Origin of the sequence: Streptomyces sp. NBC_00669 (assembly GCF_036226785.1) — a bacterium.
Taxonomy (GTDB): domain Bacteria; phylum Actinomycetota; class Actinomycetes; order Streptomycetales; family Streptomycetaceae; genus Actinacidiphila.
Genome location: NZ_CP109018.1, coordinates 2,483,750 through 2,499,841, shown reverse-complemented (window position 1 = coordinate 2,499,841; position 16,092 = coordinate 2,483,750). Strand labels below are relative to the sequence as shown.

At 71.7% G+C, this 16,092-nt stretch carries 15 protein-coding genes; 11 read left to right on the top strand and 4 right to left on the bottom strand.

Features of this window, described 5'->3' with window-relative positions; translation table 11 throughout:
• The first annotated feature begins 47 nt into the window (after nt 1–47).
• From rsmD to mutM, 7 genes are all read left to right on the top strand, one after another.
• Nucleotides 48–629, top strand: a complete 582-nt coding sequence (gene rsmD, locus OG896_RS09925) for a 16S rRNA (guanine(966)-N(2))-methyltransferase RsmD (RefSeq protein WP_329364260.1) — start codon at nt 48–50, stop codon at nt 627–629.
• Nucleotides 630–741: 112 nt separating this feature from the next.
• On the top strand, nt 742–1,221 hold the full coding sequence (gene coaD, locus OG896_RS09920; protein ID WP_328469942.1) for a pantetheine-phosphate adenylyltransferase: 480 nt from the start codon (nt 742–744) through the stop codon (nt 1,219–1,221).
• Nucleotides 1,222–1,232: 11 nt separating this feature from the next.
• Nucleotides 1,233–2,510, top strand: coding sequence for an ATP synthase F0 subunit B (locus OG896_RS09915; RefSeq protein WP_329364258.1), 1,278 nt, complete (start codon nt 1,233–1,235; stop codon nt 2,508–2,510).
• Nucleotides 2,511–2,703: 193 nt separating this feature from the next.
• On the top strand, nt 2,704–3,318 hold the full coding sequence (locus OG896_RS09910) for a YceD family protein (protein ID WP_328474577.1): 615 nt from the start codon (nt 2,704–2,706) through the stop codon (nt 3,316–3,318).
• A gap of 2 nt (nt 3,319–3,320) precedes the next feature.
• Nucleotides 3,321–3,494, top strand: coding sequence for a 50S ribosomal protein L32 (rpmF, locus tag OG896_RS09905; protein WP_069465182.1), 174 nt, complete (start codon nt 3,321–3,323; stop codon nt 3,492–3,494).
• A gap of 7 nt (nt 3,495–3,501) precedes the next feature.
• On the top strand, nt 3,502–4,272 hold the full coding sequence (rnc, locus tag OG896_RS09900; protein WP_402446665.1) for a ribonuclease III: 771 nt from the start codon (nt 3,502–3,504) through the stop codon (nt 4,270–4,272).
• 83 nt (nt 4,273–4,355) lie between these two features.
• Nucleotides 4,356–5,222, top strand: coding sequence for a bifunctional DNA-formamidopyrimidine glycosylase/DNA-(apurinic or apyrimidinic site) lyase (gene mutM / locus OG896_RS09895; protein ID WP_329364256.1), 867 nt, complete (start codon nt 4,356–4,358; stop codon nt 5,220–5,222).
• On the opposite strand, the gene OG896_RS09890 is transcribed toward mutM, so the two are convergent.
• The 3 genes from OG896_RS09890 to OG896_RS09880 form a co-directional block, all read right to left on the bottom strand.
• On the bottom strand, nt 5,195–5,617 hold the full coding sequence (locus OG896_RS09890; RefSeq protein WP_329364255.1) for a winged helix-turn-helix transcriptional regulator: 423 nt from the start codon (nt 5,615–5,617) through the stop codon (nt 5,195–5,197). The genes mutM and OG896_RS09890 overlap by 28 nt on opposite strands.
• Before the next feature lie 273 nt (nt 5,618–5,890).
• Nucleotides 5,891–6,712 (bottom strand): hypothetical protein, encoded by an 822-nt coding sequence (locus OG896_RS09885; protein ID WP_329364253.1) that lies wholly within the window; start codon nt 6,710–6,712, stop codon nt 5,891–5,893.
• 406 nt (nt 6,713–7,118) lie between these two features.
• Nucleotides 7,119–7,994, bottom strand: a complete 876-nt coding sequence (locus tag OG896_RS09880; RefSeq protein ID WP_329364250.1) for a CAP domain-containing protein — start codon at nt 7,992–7,994, stop codon at nt 7,119–7,121.
• A 154-nt stretch (nt 7,995–8,148) separates the two neighbouring features.
• Here OG896_RS09880 and OG896_RS09875 point away from each other — a divergent pair, with 154 nt between their 5' ends.
• The 4 genes from OG896_RS09875 (at nt 8,149) to OG896_RS09860 (ending at nt 14,915) form a co-directional block, all read left to right on the top strand.
• A complete protein-coding gene (locus OG896_RS09875) occupies nt 8,149–8,430 on the top strand; it encodes an acylphosphatase (protein ID WP_329364248.1) in 282 nt (93 codons plus the stop codon).
• A 309-nt stretch (nt 8,431–8,739) separates the two neighbouring features.
• On the top strand, nt 8,740–8,943 hold the full coding sequence (locus tag OG896_RS09870; protein WP_329364246.1) for a hypothetical protein: 204 nt from the start codon (nt 8,740–8,742) through the stop codon (nt 8,941–8,943).
• A 477-nt stretch (nt 8,944–9,420) separates the two neighbouring features.
• A complete protein-coding gene (locus OG896_RS09865) occupies nt 9,421–13,257 on the top strand; it encodes an AAA family ATPase (protein WP_329364244.1) in 3,837 nt (1,278 codons plus the stop codon).
• Between the two features lie 227 nt (nt 13,258–13,484).
• Nucleotides 13,485–14,915, top strand: a complete 1,431-nt coding sequence (locus OG896_RS09860) for a sugar porter family MFS transporter (RefSeq protein ID WP_329364242.1) — start codon at nt 13,485–13,487, stop codon at nt 14,913–14,915.
• Nucleotides 14,916–14,990: 75 nt separating this feature from the next.
• Here the strand turns inward: OG896_RS09860 and OG896_RS09855 are convergent, their stop codons facing one another.
• Complete coding sequence (locus tag OG896_RS09855; RefSeq protein ID WP_329364241.1) at nt 14,991–16,049, bottom strand: aldo/keto reductase; 1,059 nt, start codon at nt 16,047–16,049, stop codon at nt 14,991–14,993.
• Nucleotides 16,050–16,092: the final 43 nt, after the last annotated feature.

The following is a 16,092-nucleotide window of genomic DNA, read 5'->3' as shown; positions in this document are numbered from 1 at the left end:
GCGGCGCCCGCACACCCGACGGGTAGGGTCGGAGCTGTGAGCAAGTCATGACCCGCGTGATCGCCGGAGCGGCCGGCGGCCGGCGGCTGGCCGTCCCCCCGGGCAACGGCACCCGCCCCACCTCCGACCGGGCCAAGGAGGCGCTCTTCTCCACCTGGGAGTCGCTGCGCGGCACCCTGGAAGGGGCCAGAGTGCTCGACCTGTACGCGGGTTCGGGCGCGGTCGGCCTGGAGGCGCTGTCCCGCGGCGCCGCCCACGTCCTCCTGGTCGAGGCGGACCCGCGCGCCGCCCAGGTGGTCCGGGAGAACGCCACCGCCCTGAAGCTGCCCGGCGCCGAGGTGCGTCCGGGCCGCGCCGAGAAGGCGGTGGCCGGGCCGCCGTCCGGCCCCCCGTACGACACGGTTTTCCTCGATCCGCCCTACGACGTGCCGGACGACGAGCTGCGGGAGATCCTGCTCACACTCCTGGCCAACGGCTGGTTGACCACGGACGCACTCGTCACCGTGGAACGCAGGACGCGCGGCGGTGTCTTCGGCTGGCCCGACGGCTTCGCCGGGCTGCGCTCGCGCAAGTACGGCGAGGCGACTCTTTGGTACGGTCGCGCCGCCGAAGTTACCGCCGGGTCATGAAGTCGTGCGCCCGGCAGCGCAGATGCGGGTCGGCCCGGCCCGCACGAGTCCCTGTGAGCCCGCCATGAACCGCAGCACCCGCCCGACCGGTACGGAGAGCGAGGAGCCAGTCTTGCGCCGCGCAGTCTGTCCGGGGTCCTTCGACCCCATCACCAACGGACACCTCGACATCATCGCCCGCGCCTCCCGGCTGTACGACACCGTGTACGTCGCCGTGATGATCAACAAGGCCAAGCAGGGCCTGTTCGACATCGACCGGCGGATCGCGCTGATCGAGGAGGTCACCGCGGACCTCGGCAACGTCCGGGTGGAGTCCTTCCACGGCCTGCTCGTCGACTTCTGCAAGCAGCGCGAGATCCCCGCCATCGTCAAGGGACTGCGGGCGGTCAGCGACTTCGACTACGAGTTGCAGATGGCCCAGATGAACATCGGCCTGTCCGGCGTGGAGACGCTCTTCGTGCCCACCAACCCCGCCTACAGCTTCCTGTCCTCCAGTCTGGTCAAGGAAGTCGCCCAATGGGGCGGCGACATCTCCCACTTGGTCCCCCCGCCGGTCCTCGACGCGCTCAACGCCCGGCTCCGGCAGCAGTAGGCTTTGCCGCTGTGGACGTCCAGAAGAAGCTCGATGAGATCACGGCGACCGTCAGCAGTGCGCGGTCCATGCCGATGTCGGCCTCCTGCGTGGTGAACCGGGCCGAACTGCTCGCGATGCTCGAAGAGGTCGCCGCGGCGCTCCCGGACTCTCTGTCCCAGGCCCAGGAACTCCTCGGCGACCGCGAGCAGATGGTCCAGCAGGCCCGCGCCGAGGCGCAGCGGATCATCGAGTCCGCGCACGCCGAGCGCGGCTCCATGGTCTCGGACACCCAGATCGCCCGGCAGTCCCAGGACGAGGCCGAGCGGATCATCGCCGAGGCCCGCCGCGAGGCCGACGAGATCCGTGCCGAGGCGGACGACTACGTCGACAGCAAGCTCGCCAACTTCGAGGTGGTCCTCACCAAGACCATCGGCTCGGTCGACCGGGGCCGCGAGAAGCTGCTCGGCCGCGACCCGTACGCCGAGGACGGCCAGGGCGGCGCGGGCTTCGCGGAGGACGACCCGGAGGCCCCCGAGCGCAGCTCCGACCCGGAGACGCTGCGCCGCCGCGCCGACGAGTACGTCGACACCAAGATGCGCGCCTTCGAGGCGGTGCTCAGCAAGACCCTCCAGGCGGTCGGCCGGGGCCGGCTCAAGCTCACCGGCCACAACCCGATCGACGACCTCGCCGCGCAGATGGCCGCCGCCGACGCGGCCGAGGGCGGCCCCGAGGTCCACCGGCAGTCCGACGACGAGTTCATGGCCGGCCTCGCCGCGCCCTCCGCCGACGGCCAGGCCGACCTGTCGCAGTACGGCTACACCCCGGCCGCGGCCGCCGCCGCTGCCGCGCAGCCGGCCCCGCCGCAGCAGGCCGAGCCGGGCTACGACCCCGAGCCGGGTTACGAGCCCGACCCCGCCTACGAGCCCGACCCCGCCTACGGCTACCAGCAGCAGGACGTGTACGCGCAGCAGCCCCAGCAGGGCGCCTATCCGCAGGTCCCGCAGCCGCTGCCGCCCCAGCAGGGCCAGCAGGAGTACGCGCAGGCCGGCTACGACCCGTACGGCGGCCAGCAGCAGGGCTACGACTACCCGCAGCTGGGGGTCCCCCCGACGGAGGCCGGGGGATACGACCCGCAGTACCCGCAGCAGCAGCCGCAGATCCCGTACCAGCAGCAGGGCCAGGAGTACGGCCAGCAGCAGCCGGGCCAGCAGCCCGGGCAGCAGCCCGCCGCGCTGGACGAGACCAGCTTCTTCGACACCGGGATGATCGACCTCAACCGGCTCCGGGAGCTGGAACAGGGGTTGTGAGCAGCCCGCCGAGCAGGGGCTGAACCCTCCGGGACCGCTCTGTTTGGGTCCGGGCGAAGTGTCCAGTATCCTGTTGGCTCCAGCCGTGTCACGCACCGGCGCTTCGGCCTGCCCGTCCATCCGGGCCCCCTCACCGGGGTTCGCGCGGACGCGGCCGTATCGTTGCAGGCCGTACCGATGAAAGCAGGAAGCCCTGAACACCCGCCTCGACCACCGCAACCCCCTCGTGTTCGACACACACGAGCTGGGTCGGCGTCCTGGTGCGATGAAGAAGGTCTCCCGCACGGTCTCCGCGCCCAAGGACCTCGGTATCGCCGATGTCATCTGGGTGCCGGAGGGCAATGACGTCGAGCTGGAGCTCCGCCTGGAGTCGGTCATGGAGGGTGTGCTGGTCACCGGCACCGCCCATGCACCGCTGACGGGGGAGTGCACCAGGTGCCTGGAGCCGCTAGAGCGCGAGCTGGACGCGGAGTTCCAGGAGATGTTCTCCTACCCCGACGCCGACACCCGGACCGCCCGCAGGGACGAAGCCGGTGACGACGCCGCGGCCTCCGAGGAGGACGACGTGCTGTATCTCGAGGACGACCTGTTCGACCTCGAACCCGTGCTGCGGGACGCGGTGGTGCTCGCACTGCCCATGCAGCCGGTGTGCCGGGAGGACTGCCCGGGCCTGTGCTCCCAGTGCGGAGCGCGGCTCGCCGACGACCCGGACCACCACCACGAGGCGACCGACATCCGTTGGGCCGCCTTGCAGGACTTCCAGCAGAACGGCACCGGAGACGGTGCCGACGAGAACCAGGAGAAGTAGCCGTGGCTGTTCCGAAGCGGAAGATGTCGCGCAGCAACACGCGCCACCGCCGTTCGCAGTGGAAGGCTGCGCCCGTGAGCCTGGTGGCATGCGAGCGCTGCCACGAGCCGAAGCTCCAGCACATCGCGTGCCCGAGCTGCGGCACCTACAACCGTCGTCAGGTCCTCGAGGTCTGATCGGCAGGTGACAGGCTCAGTGTCCTCCACGTCCTCCACGCCCGACGCTCCGGTGTCGAAGAAGGCCGCCACGGACAAAGCCTCGTCCCACACGCTTCTGGAAGGGCGGCTCGGGTACCACCTCGAGCCCGCCCTTCTGGTGCGTGCGCTGACCCACCGCTCGTACGCGTACGAGAACGGCGGGCTGCCCACCAACGAGCGGCTGGAGTTCCTGGGGGACTCCGTGCTCGGCCTGGTGGTCACCGACACCCTCTACCGCACCCACCCCGATCTCCCCGAGGGCCAGTTGGCCAAGCTCCGGGCAGCGGTGGTCAACTCGCGGGCCCTTGCCGGGGTCAGTCGCGGGCTCGACCTGGGCGCGTTCATCCGGCTCGGCCGTGGTGAAGAGGGAACCGGTGGACGGGACAAGGCATCCATCCTGGCGGACACCCTCGAAGCGGTCATCGGCGCGGTCTATCTCGACCAGGGCCTCGACGCGGCTTCGGCTCTTGTCCATCGACTCTTCGACCCCCTGATCGAGGAGTCCTCCAATCTCGGCGCCGGCCTGGACTGGAAGACCTCTCTCCAGGAACTCACCGCCGCCGAAGGTCTCGGCGTCCCCGAGTACGTCGTCTCCGAGTCCGGCCCCGACCACGAGAAGACCTTCACGGCTGCCGCCCGCGTCGGTGGTGTCGAGTACGGCACCGGCACCGGCCGCAGCAAGAAGGAAGCGGAGCAGCAGGCCGCGGAAGCGGCATGGCGCTCCATCCGAGAAGCGTCCAACTCGCCTGCGGGCTGAACCGCGTCTCATCCGCCGGGCGGGCTGATCCTCATCAGCCCGCCCGGCGTCTGAGGACCAAGGGGCGGGCGGGGAAGGAAACCGTGCCCGAACTACCAGAGGTGGAAGTCGTCCGCCGCGGCCTCGCCAAGTGGGCCGCCGGCCGTACCGTCGCCCGGGCCACCGTCCTGCACCCGCGTGCCGTCCGCCGCCACCCCGCGGGCGCCGACGACTTCACGCACCGCCTCACCGGTGTCACCCTCGCCGCCCCGCACCGCCGCGGCAAGTACCTCTGGGTCCCGCTCACCGAGGACACCGCGATGGTCGCCCACCTCGGCATGAGCGGCCAGTTCCTGATCCGCCCCGAGGACGCCCCCGCGGAGAAGCACCTGCGGGTCCGCCTGGAGTTCGAGGACACCGAGGGCACCGACCTGCGCTTCGTGGACCAGCGCACCTTCGGCGGGCTCTCCGTGCACGACACCGTCCCGGGCGACCCGGAGCAACTGCCGCAGCCGCTCGCGCACATCGCCCGCGACCCGATCGACCCCGCCTTCGACGACGACGCCTTCCACGCGGCGCTGCGCCGCAAGAAGACCACGATCAAGCGGGCGTTGCTCGACCAGACGCTGATCAGCGGCGTCGGCAACATCTACGCGGACGAGGCGCTGTGGCGCACCAAGCTGCACTACGACCGCCCGACCGCCACGCTGACCCGCCCGCGCACCGCCGAACTCCTCACCCACATCCGGGAGGTGATGGGTGACGCGCTGGCCGCCGGCGGCACCAGCTTCGACAGCATGTACGTCAACGTGAACGGCGAGTCGGGCTACTTCGACCGCTCCCTGGACGCGTACGGCCGCGAGGACGAGCCGTGCCGCCGCTGCGGCACCCCGATCCGGCGCAGGGCGTGGATGAACCGCTCCAGCTACTTCTGCCCGCGCTGTCAGCCGGTGCCGCGCGCCTCGTCGTAGCGCCCGCGTGCGGCCAGCACGTCGGGCATCCGGTCCTCGACCAGCGTGATGAGGGCGAGCAGCCGGTCGGTGGTCTCCCGCCCGAGCGGGCTGAGCCGGTACTCGACGTGCGGCGGGTTGACCGGCTGCGCGTCGCGGATCACCAGCCCGTCGCGCTCCAGTGCCTGGAGGGTCTGGGAGAGCATCTTCTCGCTCACCCCGTCCACCCTGCGCCGCAGCGCGTTGAACCGCAGGGTGTCGTGGGCGAGCGCGGTCAGCGTGAGGATGCCCCAGCGCCCGGTGACGTGCTCCAGCGTGGCGCGCGAGGGGCAGTTCCGCGAGAACACGTCGAAGGCGTCCGGCGGCCCGCCCCGCTCGGTCCCGGGCTCTGCCGCCTGCTCCACCACCTCGCTCATGGCTCCCAGCTTAACCGGGTCGGCGCTTTCCGCCAGGTTGCGCTTTCGCCGGAGCAGCGTGTCCGATCGCGGGCGGAGGGCGGAGGGCGGAGGGCGGAGGGCGGAGGGCGGAGGGCGGCGGGCGTGGCGGGTGAGTGCGAGGGGCCGTCTGCGGGTGGCGGGGGCCGTCCGCGGCGCGGGCATGCCGTTGCCCCCGGCGACAAGCCGCCAGGGGCAACGCGGTGGGACGCGAGAGGCGGCCGAGGCGGGCGCACGCCCGCGGCGGTCGCGTGGCTACTCGGCGCCGAGCACCTTGAAGCTCTTGCTGACGAAGACGTGGTGCGGCCAGTTGATGCTGATGTTGTGGACTTCGTACTCGCCGTCGGCCAGCTTCACCACGCGGTCGACGATGCCGCCGGCGAAGACGGACTGCGCGGCCGTGGTCGCCTTGTCGGCGGCCGTGCCGCTGACGACCGTTCCCTCGCCCTCGGTGTAGTCCGACGGGACCTTGCCATCCGACTTCGTGGGCGACGGCGTCCCCTGCTGGAAGGGGATCACCCCGGACTTCTTGGCGGCCGCGGCCCCGCCGTCGCCACCGGGCTGCACCACGACCCGGGTGGCCGTGATGGTCGCGGTGTCGACCGTCCCCAGCACCAGGACACTCGAGCCCTTGTGCACGGCGCTCGCCGAGGTGGGGTGGGTCCCCCGCAGGTAGGCCGTACCGGCCGTCTCGTCGACGGTCACCTTCACACCGGTCGCGGTCGCGAAGGTGAAGCCCGATGCGGAGGTGGTGTCGACGATGCCGGTGGAGCCTCCGGCGGTCGGCCCGGACCGGGCGCCGCCACCGGAGCCCGGCGCGGTCGGCGTCGCCGTCGGGGTGGACGTGGCGGCGGCCGAGGTGCCGGACGCCGAGGTGCCGGACGCCGACGCGGCGGACGACGTCGACGCCGAGAAGACGCCGAGGCCGGCCACCGCGCAGGTCATCCCGGCGGCCACGATCCACGTCCCCTTCTTCTTCGGCAGCGATCGCCAGGCGCTCGGCCGGTGCGCTTGCGCGGCGGTGGTCGCCGGGTCCGAACCGGCGGTCGAGCGGCCTGTCGTGTCGTGGTCGTTCATGATGGCGCTCCTCTTCGCTTGGTCAACACGCAGAACCTGGCAGCCGCCGATATGAGGAAGCTGTGATGTGAGGGGCAGCTGTGCCCGGTGGGCCGTCGCCGCCGGACGTTGTGGCAGGTCAGACGGAGGAGGGTGTGCGGGGGCGGTCAGGGATTCCCAGCGGATTCGCAGCCGGCACCTAGGGTCTGCCAGGGAGCTGTCGGGCGGGCGTCGTCCGATTACCCCCGGGCTCCCGGGTCAATCCCGAGCGGAACGCGCGGAGCCGAGCAGGGCGGAGTCGGTGCCTGATCCCCGGGCTGTGCCCGCGCCGCGTCCGATCCCGAGCGCGCCCGATCCCGATCCCGACCCGCGCCCGAACCGTTCCTGCCCCGCCGCGGACCGACGGACGATCAGCACCCGAACGCGATCAGTATCCGAAGTCCTGGGTCCACCAGGGGCCGCCGGTGCCGAAGTGGATGCCGACGCCGAGGGTCTTGTAGTCGCAGTTGAGGATGTTGGCGCGGTGGCCGGGGCTGTTCATCCAGGCGGTCATCACGGCCTGGGCGTCGGCCTGGCCCATGGCGATGTTCTCGCCGCCGAGGTTGGTGATGCCGAGCTTCTTCGCGCGGTCCCACGGGTCGTTGCCGTCGGGGTCGGTGTGGTCGAAGAAGCCGCGGGCGGCCATCTCGTCGCTGAAGTTCTGCGCGAGGGTGTCGAGGGAGGAACTGGCGGTGAGCGGCTGGCAGCCGGCGGTGGCGCGCTGCTCGTTGACCAGGGTGAGGATCTGGGCCCGCGCGGAGGTGACCGCGTTGGTGGTGGCCGGGCGCACGGTGGAGGGCGCGGTGGTGGTGTGCGGCGCGGTCGTCTTCACCGGGGTGGTGGGCGCGGCGGTGGTGCGGGTGGGGGAGGGCGCGGCGGCCTTGGTGGTGGCCGGGTGGGACGGCGAGGCGCCGCGGGTCGTCGACGGGGAGCCGCCGGGCGTGGTCGCGGTGGGCGAGCCGGGCGCGGTGGTGCTGGTGCCGTCGGACGTCGGGGTGTTGGTGTCGGTGAGGGAGGAGGGCGAGTCGCCGCCGTCCGGGCCGGCCCCGTCCGCCTGGGTCACCCCGCCGTCGCCGTCGAGGTGCCCCAGCTCGCCGCTGATCTCGGACAGCAGACCCGAGGACGCGGCGACCGCGCCCACCGCGAGCGCCGCCGACGAGGCCAGCAGCCCCGTCCGTACCGGGTGGTGCCTGCGGCGGCCGCGGTGGCCGCGCGGCCCTGGCTGCGGGGCCGCGGGCTGGGCATGTCGGCTGTGACGCCCCATCGCCGCACTCCTCACTGCTCTCACTGCTCGCCTGGACTACTCCGAACGGGTGAAGCCGTTGAGGGGGGACTGTAGCGAATGTTGGCCATGGCGGACGAGGTTCGGAGGTCAGGCGGCCGCGACCGGGTGGATCGGGGCGGGATAGCGTGCCCTCATGAACGAAGAGGTCCGGCTCACCGCCTGGGTCCGCGGCCGGGTGCAGGGCGTCGGCTTCCGCTGGTGGACCCGGGCGACCGCCCTGGGGATCGGCGGCCTGGCCGGCTACGCGGGCAATCTCTCCGACGGCCGGGTCCAGGTGGTCGCGGAAGGCGCCTTCGAGCAGTGCGAGCGGCTGCTGGAATGGCTGCGGCACGGCGACACGCCCGGGCGGGTCGACGGGGTGACGGAAATCTGGGGGGTCACCCGGGGTGGATATCAAGGATTCGAGATCCGATGACCACAACCCGTTGCCTTCCGGCGATCGGCGTGTCAGGCTGCCCCCAAGCGAGGATGATCGTCAAGCCTCGCGAACCCCCACGCGGGCAGCCCGCGGCGCACGTCGGCGCCGTGTTTTCTGAGGCGGACCCGACGGCTGGGCTGTGATCGTGTTGACCGTCCCCCGTTTTGGTGAGACGCTGGAAGCCCCGCGCATCGCGGCACCAATGAATGATATGGAAGCCGCGGCATCGAGCTTTGTGCGGGAGTGTACCCCTCACCCACGACCCACCCGCCCCGGTCGGTCACTCAGCGTGGAGGACCATTCATCATGGCAAAGGCGCTTCTCGGTTACGTCGGCGGTCCCGACCCGCGACTCCTCGCCGAGATGCGAAGGCTTCAGCAGCGCGTCCAGGACCTGGAGTCCGAGCTGATCCGCATGCAGGCGGAGAACGACGCCCTGACTGTCGCATCGCGTGAAGAGTCGCTGCTCAACAGCATCGACGTCACTCGCGCGGAGCCCGCGCTCGCCTGATCCGGCGGGTGACGGGTCACTTCCCCCACCGATATCGCCGGACGGCGTCCCCAGGACCCGCCGCCCCTTTCACCACGGCTCTCATCACGGTTGTGATCACGGCTTTCACCGTGGTGTTCACCGTGGTTCTCACCCGCGGTTGTTTCCTCGGTTCTGCCCCACCGCGTTCGCGGTCGGCTTTCACCGCTGGAACTCCCGCGCCGGACGTTCATCGCGTGTACAGACCACGCGACATGCCCTCGCCTGTCACCGCTGCGCATCGCCGCAAGGAGATATGACTACGGCACTTCAAGGGACGCCTTCTCGGCGTCCCTTCGTCGTGTCGCGAACTGCTCGCCGCCCCGGCTCTTCCTTACCCCTGGCCTCCCCTTGGGAACGCTTCCCATGCTCGACGATCACCCGTTGCCCCGGTTCTACGTCTGATCTGCCCTGCATATTCCTCGGTGAAACCGCACCCGGCGGGTAGAGTCGACCGGCGTGCATCTCAAGAGCCTCACGCTGCGCGGATTCAAGTCGTTCGCCTCCGCGACGACGCTGCGCTTCGAACCCGGAATCACCTGCGTCGTCGGGCCCAACGGCTCCGGCAAGTCCAATGTGGTGGACGCGCTGTCCTGGGTGATGGGCGAGCAAGGTGCCAAGTCGCTGCGCGGCGGCAAGATGGAGGACGTGATCTTCGCCGGCACCACCGGCCGCCCCCCGCTGGGCCGCGCCGAGGTGTCGCTGACCATCGACAACACCGACGGCGTGCTGCCCATCGAGTACGCCGAAGTCACCATCACCCGGATCATGTTCCGCAACGGCGGCAGCGAGTACCAGCTCAACGGCGACACCTGCCGGCTGCTCGACATCCAGGAACTCCTCTCCGACTCCGGCATCGGCCGCGAGATGCACGTCATCGTCGGCCAGGGCCAGCTGGACTCGGTGCTGCACGCCGACCCGATGGGCCGGCGCGCCTTCATCGAGGAGGCGGCCGGCGTCCTCAAGCACCGCAAGCGCAAGGAGAAGGCGCTCCGGAAGCTCGACGCGATGCAGGCCAACCTTGCCCGCGTCACCGACCTCACCGGTGAACTGCGCCGCCAGCTCAAGCCGCTGGGCCGCCAGGCGCAGGTCGCCCGCCGCGCCGCCGTCATCCAGGCCGACCTGCGCGACGCCCGGCTGCGGCTGCTCGCCGACGACCTGGTGACGTTGCGCGAGGCGCTGCGCGCGGAAGTCGCCGACGAGGCCGCCCTCAAGGAGCGCAGGGACGCCGTCGAGAGCGAACTGGCCGCCGCGGTGCAGCGCGAGGCCCGCCTTGAGGAGCAGGTGCGGGCGCTGACCCCGCGGGTGAACGACGCCCAGGCCACCTGGTACGCCCTGTCCCAGCTCACCGAGCGGGTGCGCGGCACCATCGGGCTGGCCGAGCAGCGCCACCGGCACGCCGTCGGCCAGCCCGCCGAGGAGCGGCGCGGCCGGGACCCGGAGGACATGGAGCGCGAGGCCGCCCGTATCCGGGAGCAGGAGGCCGAACTCACCGAAGCGCTCGACGCGGCCGAGCGTGCCCTGGAGGACACCGTCGGCCACCGCGCGGAACTCGAACGGCGGCTCGCCGAGGAGGAGACCCGGCTACGGGTCGCCGCCCGCGCCATCGCCGACCGCCGTGAGGGCCTGGCCCGGCTGAACGCGCAGGTCAACGCGGCCCGTTCGAAGGCGGGTTCGGCCGAGGCCGAGATCGGCCGGCTCGCCGCCGCCCGCGACGAGGCCCGCGACCGCGCCGAGTCCGCGCAGGCCGAGTACGAGGAACTGCGCGCCCAGGTGGAGAGCCTGGACGCCGACGACACCGAACTCGAAGCCCGTTTCGAGGCCGCCCGCGCCGCCCAGGCCGCCGCGGAGGAGGAGTTCAGCGCCGCGCGGGAGGCCGCCACCACCGCCGAGCGCCGCCGCGCCGCGGTGGCCGCCCGCCGCGACGCCCTCGCCCCGTCGCTGCGCCGCAAGGACGGCACCGGTGCGCTGCTCGCCCGGGCCGGCGCCCCCGACGGGCTCGCCGGCGTGCTCGGTTCCGCCGCCACGCTGCTGCGGGTCACCCCTGGGTACGAGGTCCCGGTCGCCGCCGCGCTGGGGGTCGCGGCCGACGCGGTCGCCGTCACCGGTCCGGCCGCGGCCGCGGAGGCGCTGCGGCTGTTGCGCAAGGAGGACGGCGGCCGGGCCGCGCTGCTGCTCGCCGCGCCGCCCGCGACCCCCGAGGCGGTCCTGCCCGGCCAGACGGCGGGGGACCGTACGGACCCCGGCCGTGACACGGGCCGCGATGCGGCTCGCGCCTCCGGCGGGGGAGTTGCCGCACCTGACGGCGGGGACGCGGACCGCAGGGTCCAGGAGTCCGGCGCGCCGGCCCACGCGGCGGGCGATCGTACCGCCGCGGATCGTACCGCCGCGGACCGTACGGCATCGGCTGTCGCCGCGCCCGGGCTGCCGGCGCCGCGACCCGAAGGCGCCGGGCTGCCCGCGCAGGCGCGCGACGCCGTGGACCTGGTGGCCGCGGACGCCGGTCTGCTGCCCGCGGTGCGGCGGTTGCTGCACGGGTTCGTGGTCGTGCCGACCCTGGAGGACGCCGAGGCGCTGGTCGCCCGGCACCCGGAGCTGACCGCGGTGACCGCCGAGGGCGACGTGCTGGCCGCGCATCTCGCGCAGGGCGGTTCGGCGAAGGCGCCCAGCGTGCTGGAGGTGCAGGCGCAGGTGGACGAGGCGAGCGCCGAACTGGAGCGGCTGGCGGAGGAGTGCGCGGAGCTGGCCGAGCGCCAGCAGGCGGCCAAGGAGCGCAGGGCCGAGGCGGCGCGGGAGGTCGACGAGTCGGGGCAGCGGCGCCGGGCCGCGGAGAAGGCGAAGTCGTCGGTGGCGCAGCAACTCGGCCGGTACGGCGGCCAGGCGCGGGCGGCGGCGGGGGAGGCGGACCGCGCGGCGGCGGCCGTGGTCCGTGCCGAGGAGTCGCTGGCCGCCGCGCGTGAGGAGTTCGAGGAACTGTCGTACCGGCTGAGCGAGGCGCAGCAGGAGCCGGGGGAGGAGGAGCCGGACACCTTCGCCCGGGACCGGCTGGCCGCCGACGGCGCCAACGCGCGGCAGACCGAGATGGAGGCGCGCTTGCAGGTGCGCACCCACGAGGAGCGGGTCAAGAGCCTGGCCGGGCGGGCCGACGGACTGGACCGGGCGGCCCGCGCCGAGCGGGAGACCAGGGCGCGGGCCGAGCGGCGCCGGGCCCGGCTGGCGTACGAGGCGTCGGTGGCGGCGGCCGTGCTGGCCGGTGCGCGCGGGTTGCTGGAGTGCGTGCAGGTCTCGCTGGGCCGGGCCGAGGCCGAGCGGCTGGCGGCCGAGCAGGCCAGGGCCGAGCGGGAGGCGGAACTCGGCGCCGAGCGGCGGCGCGGCCGGGAGCTGAAGTCCGAGCTGGACCGGCTGACCGGTGACGTGCACAAGGGCGAGGTGCTGGGCGCCGAGAAGCGGCTGCGGATCGAGCAGTTGGAGGCGAAGGCGCTGGAGGAGCACGGCATGGAGCCGGCCGGGCTGGTCGCCGAGTACGGCCCGGAGCTGCCGGTGCCGCCCTCGCCGCCCGCCGAGGGCGAGGTGCTGCCCGACGACCCGGAGCACCCGCGCAACCAGCCCGTGCCGTATGTCCGTGCCGAGCAGGAGAAGCGGCTCAAGGCGGCGGAGAAGGCGTACGCGCAGCTCGGCAAGGTCAACCCGCTGGCGCTGGAGGAGTTCGCGGCCCTGGAGGAGCGGCACAAGTTCCTCACCGAGCAGTTGGAGGACCTGCGCAAGACCCGCGCCGACCTGCTCCAGGTGATCAAGGACGTCGACGAGCGGGTGGAGCAGGTCTTCGCCGCCGCCTTCCACGACACCGCCCGCGAGTTCGAGGGCGTCTTCTCCCGGCTCTTCCCCGGTGGTGAGGGCCGGTTGCTGCTGACCGACCCGGAGAACATGCTCACCACGGGGGTGGAGGTTGAGGCGCGGCCGCCGGGGAAGAAGGTGAAGCGGCTGTCGCTGCTGTCGGGTGGTGAGCGCTCGCTGACCGCGGTGGCGATGCTGGTGTCGATCTTCAAGGCGCGGCCGAGCCCGTTCTACGTGATGGACGAGGTCGAGGCGGCGCTCGACGACACCAACCTGCAACGGCTGATCCGGATCATGGAGGAACTCCAGGAGAGCTCGCAGCTCATCGTGATCACCCATCAGAAGCGCACGATGGAGGTCGCCGATGCCCTGTACGGAGTATCGATGCAGGGTGACGGTGTGTCCAAGGTGATCAGCCAGCGGCTCCGGGACGGCAAGCGGACGGCCGCCCAAGCCGTCTGATCGTTCACAAGCCGAAGTCGCCAGCCGTCTTTTCCTTGCTTTCCATGGTGAGATCCGCCACTGACGCCTCTTTGCCAGCCTTCTCGGTTTTTTATCTTCCAAACATGTAGGCATAATCTCCGAACGCCTGACCATACGTTCGGGTGGTGGCCGCTACGTCGTCCGCCAACACTGGAAGATCCGAACCCTCCATGTGAGGGCTCACCGCCGAGCCCGAGGAGCGCACTTTGACCAGCACCACGACAGCGGCCGGCACGTCGGGCCAGGTGCCGCCGCCGACCGAGCACCTCGGCCACGTCATCTTCATCACCGCGGCCGCTGCGATGGGCGGCTTCCTCTTCGGCTACGACAGTTCGGTGATCAACGGCGCGGTTGAGGCGATCCGCTCCAAGTACGACATCGGTTCGGCGGCCCTCGCCCAGGTGATCGCGATCGCGCTGATCGGCTGTGCGATCGGAGCCGCCACGGCGGGCCGGATCGCCGACCGGATCGGCCGCATCCGCTGTATGCAGATCTCCTCGGTGCTCTTCACCATCAGCGCGATCGGTTCCGCGCTGCCGTTCGCGCTGTGGGACCTGGCGATGTGGCGGATCATCGGCGGTTTCGCGATCGGCATGGCCTCGGTGATCGGCCCCGCCTACATCGCCGAGGTCTCGCCGCCCGCCTACCGCGGCCGGCTCGCCTCCTTCCAGCAGGGCGCCATCGTGCTCGGCATCGCCATCTCCCAGCTCGTCAACTACGGCATCCTGCAAGCCGCGAACGGCGACCAGCGCGGCCATGTGATCGGCCTGGAGGCATGGCAGGTCATGCTCGGCGTGATGGTCATCCCCGCGGTGATCTACGGGCTGCTCTCCTTCGCCATCCCCGAGTCCCCGCGCTTCCTGCTCGCCGTCGGCCGCGACAAGGAGGCCCGGTCGGTGCTCGCCGAGGTCGAGGGCAAGGGCACCGACCTCGACGCGCGCATGAACCAGATCCGCACCGCGATGCACCGCGAGCACAAGGCGAGCTTCCGCGACCTGCTCAGCTCCAAGCGCGGCCGGATGCCGAACTTCATGCCGATCGTCTGGATCGGCATCGGGCTCTCCGCGTTCCAGCAACTCGTCGGCATCAACGTGGCCTTCTACTACTCCGCCACGCTCTGGCAGTCCGTCGGCATCGACCCGACCAGCTCGTTCCTCTACTCCTTCACCACCTCGATCGTGAACATCATCGGCACGGTGATCGCCATGATCTTCGTGGACCGGATCGGCCGCCGCCCGCTCGCCCTGATCGGCTCCACCGGCATGACGATCGCGCTCGCGCTCGAAGCCTGGGCGTTCTCCTCCAAGCACGGCGCGACCCTCCCCAACGCCGAGGGCACCGTCGCCCTCGTCGCCGCCCACTGCTTCGTGCTCTTCTTCGCGCTGTCCTGGGGCGTGGTGGTCTGGGTCTTCCTCGGCGAGATGTTCCCCAACAAGATCCGCGCGGCCGCCCTCGGGGTCGCCGCCTCCGCGCAGTGGATCGCCAACTGGGCCATCACCGCGAGCTTCCCGAGCCTGGCGGACTGGAACCTGTCGGGCACGTACGTCATCTACACCTGCTTCGCGCTGGCCTCGATCCCCTTCGTGCTGCTCTTCGTGAAGGAGACCAAGGGCAAGTCCCTGGAGGAGATGGGCTGACCGGCTCCCGTGGGGGCGCGCGTTCGGCCGTACCGGGTGGGGATTCGGCCGTACGTGCGGGGATTCGGCCGTACGTCAGCGGCGGCCCTCGATCGTCAGGCCACCCGCGGTCACGTTGCGGATGTGGTCGCCGGAGAGCACGTCGTGCGGGTAGCCGAGGTCGATCGCGCTGACCTCGTCGAGGCGGGCCAGCTGGCCGGCGGTGAAGTCGACCTCCAGGGCGGCCAGGTTCCCCACCAGCTGCTCGTGGGTGCGCGCGCCGATGACAGGCGCCGTCACGGCCGGGTTGCGCAGGGTCCAGGCCAGCGCGACCTGGGCGGGCGTGTGCCCCACCTCCTCGGCGACCTCCCGTACGACGTCGGCGATGTCCAGCGTGCGTTCGGTGACCATGCCCAGTCCGGCGTTGAAGCTCTTGCGGGTGCTCTCAGCGGAGTCGGGGTTCGTCGCGGTCAGGTCGGCGCGGCTGTACTTGCCGGAGAGCACGCCGCCGCCCAGCGGCGAGTACGGGGTCACGCCCAGGCCCATCGTCCGCGCCATGGGCATCAGGTCGCGTTCCCCGCCCCGGTTGATCAGGCTGTACTCGATCTGCAGCGAGACCAGCGGCGACCATCCGCGCAGGTCGGCGATGGCCTGCATGCGCGAGATCTCCCAGGCCGGGGTGTTGGACATCCCCACGTACAGCACCTTGCCCTGCCGGACCAGGTCGTCCAGGCCGCGCAGGATCTCCTCGACCGGGGTCGTGAAGTCCCACACGTGCAGCAGGAGCAGATCGAGGTAGTCGGTGTCGAGCCGCCGCAGGCTGGCCTCCACCGACGCGAACAGGTTCTTGCGGTGGGCGCCGCCGGAGTTCGGGTCACCGGGCCGGCGCAGCGTCGTGTACTTCGTCGCCAGCACCAGGCTTTCGCGGCGGTCGCGGGTGAACTCGCCGAGCATCCGCTCGGAGCCGCCGTAGCCGCTGGCGGTGTCGATGAAGTTGCCGCCGCGCTCGACGTAGGTGTCGAAGAGCCTGCGCGCGTCGTCCGGGTCGGCGGCCCAGCCCCACTCGTTGCCGAAGGTCGCCGTGCCCAGGGCCAGCGGTGACACCCGCAGTCCTGAGCGGCCCAGCAGCCGGTAGGTGTCGAGGGTGAGTGACATCAGGTACTCCCGTGCTCGTGAACGTCGCCGTCTCCGCCAGCCT

Excerpts from the sequence above, each read along its gene's own strand:
- rsmD (WP_329364260.1), top strand. The coding sequence starts at position 48 with ATGACCCGCGTGATCGCCGGAGCGGCCGGCGGCCGGCGGCTGGCCGTC.
- OG896_RS09890 (WP_329364255.1), bottom strand. The coding sequence starts at position 5,617 with ATGAGCGAGGTGGTGGAGCAGGCGGCAGAGCCCGGGACCGAGCGGGGC.
- OG896_RS09885 (WP_329364253.1), bottom strand. The coding sequence starts at position 6,712 with ATGAACGACCACGACACGACAGGCCGCTCGACCGCCGGTTCGGACCCG.
- OG896_RS09880 (WP_329364250.1), bottom strand. The coding sequence starts at position 7,994 with ATGGGGCGTCACAGCCGACATGCCCAGCCCGCGGCCCCGCAGCCAGGG.
- OG896_RS09875 (WP_329364248.1), top strand. The coding sequence starts at position 8,149 with ATGAACGAAGAGGTCCGGCTCACCGCCTGGGTCCGCGGCCGGGTGCAG.
- OG896_RS09870 (WP_329364246.1), top strand. The coding sequence starts at position 8,740 with ATGGCAAAGGCGCTTCTCGGTTACGTCGGCGGTCCCGACCCGCGACTC.
- OG896_RS09855 (WP_329364241.1), bottom strand. The coding sequence starts at position 16,049 with ATGTCACTCACCCTCGACACCTACCGGCTGCTGGGCCGCTCAGGACTG.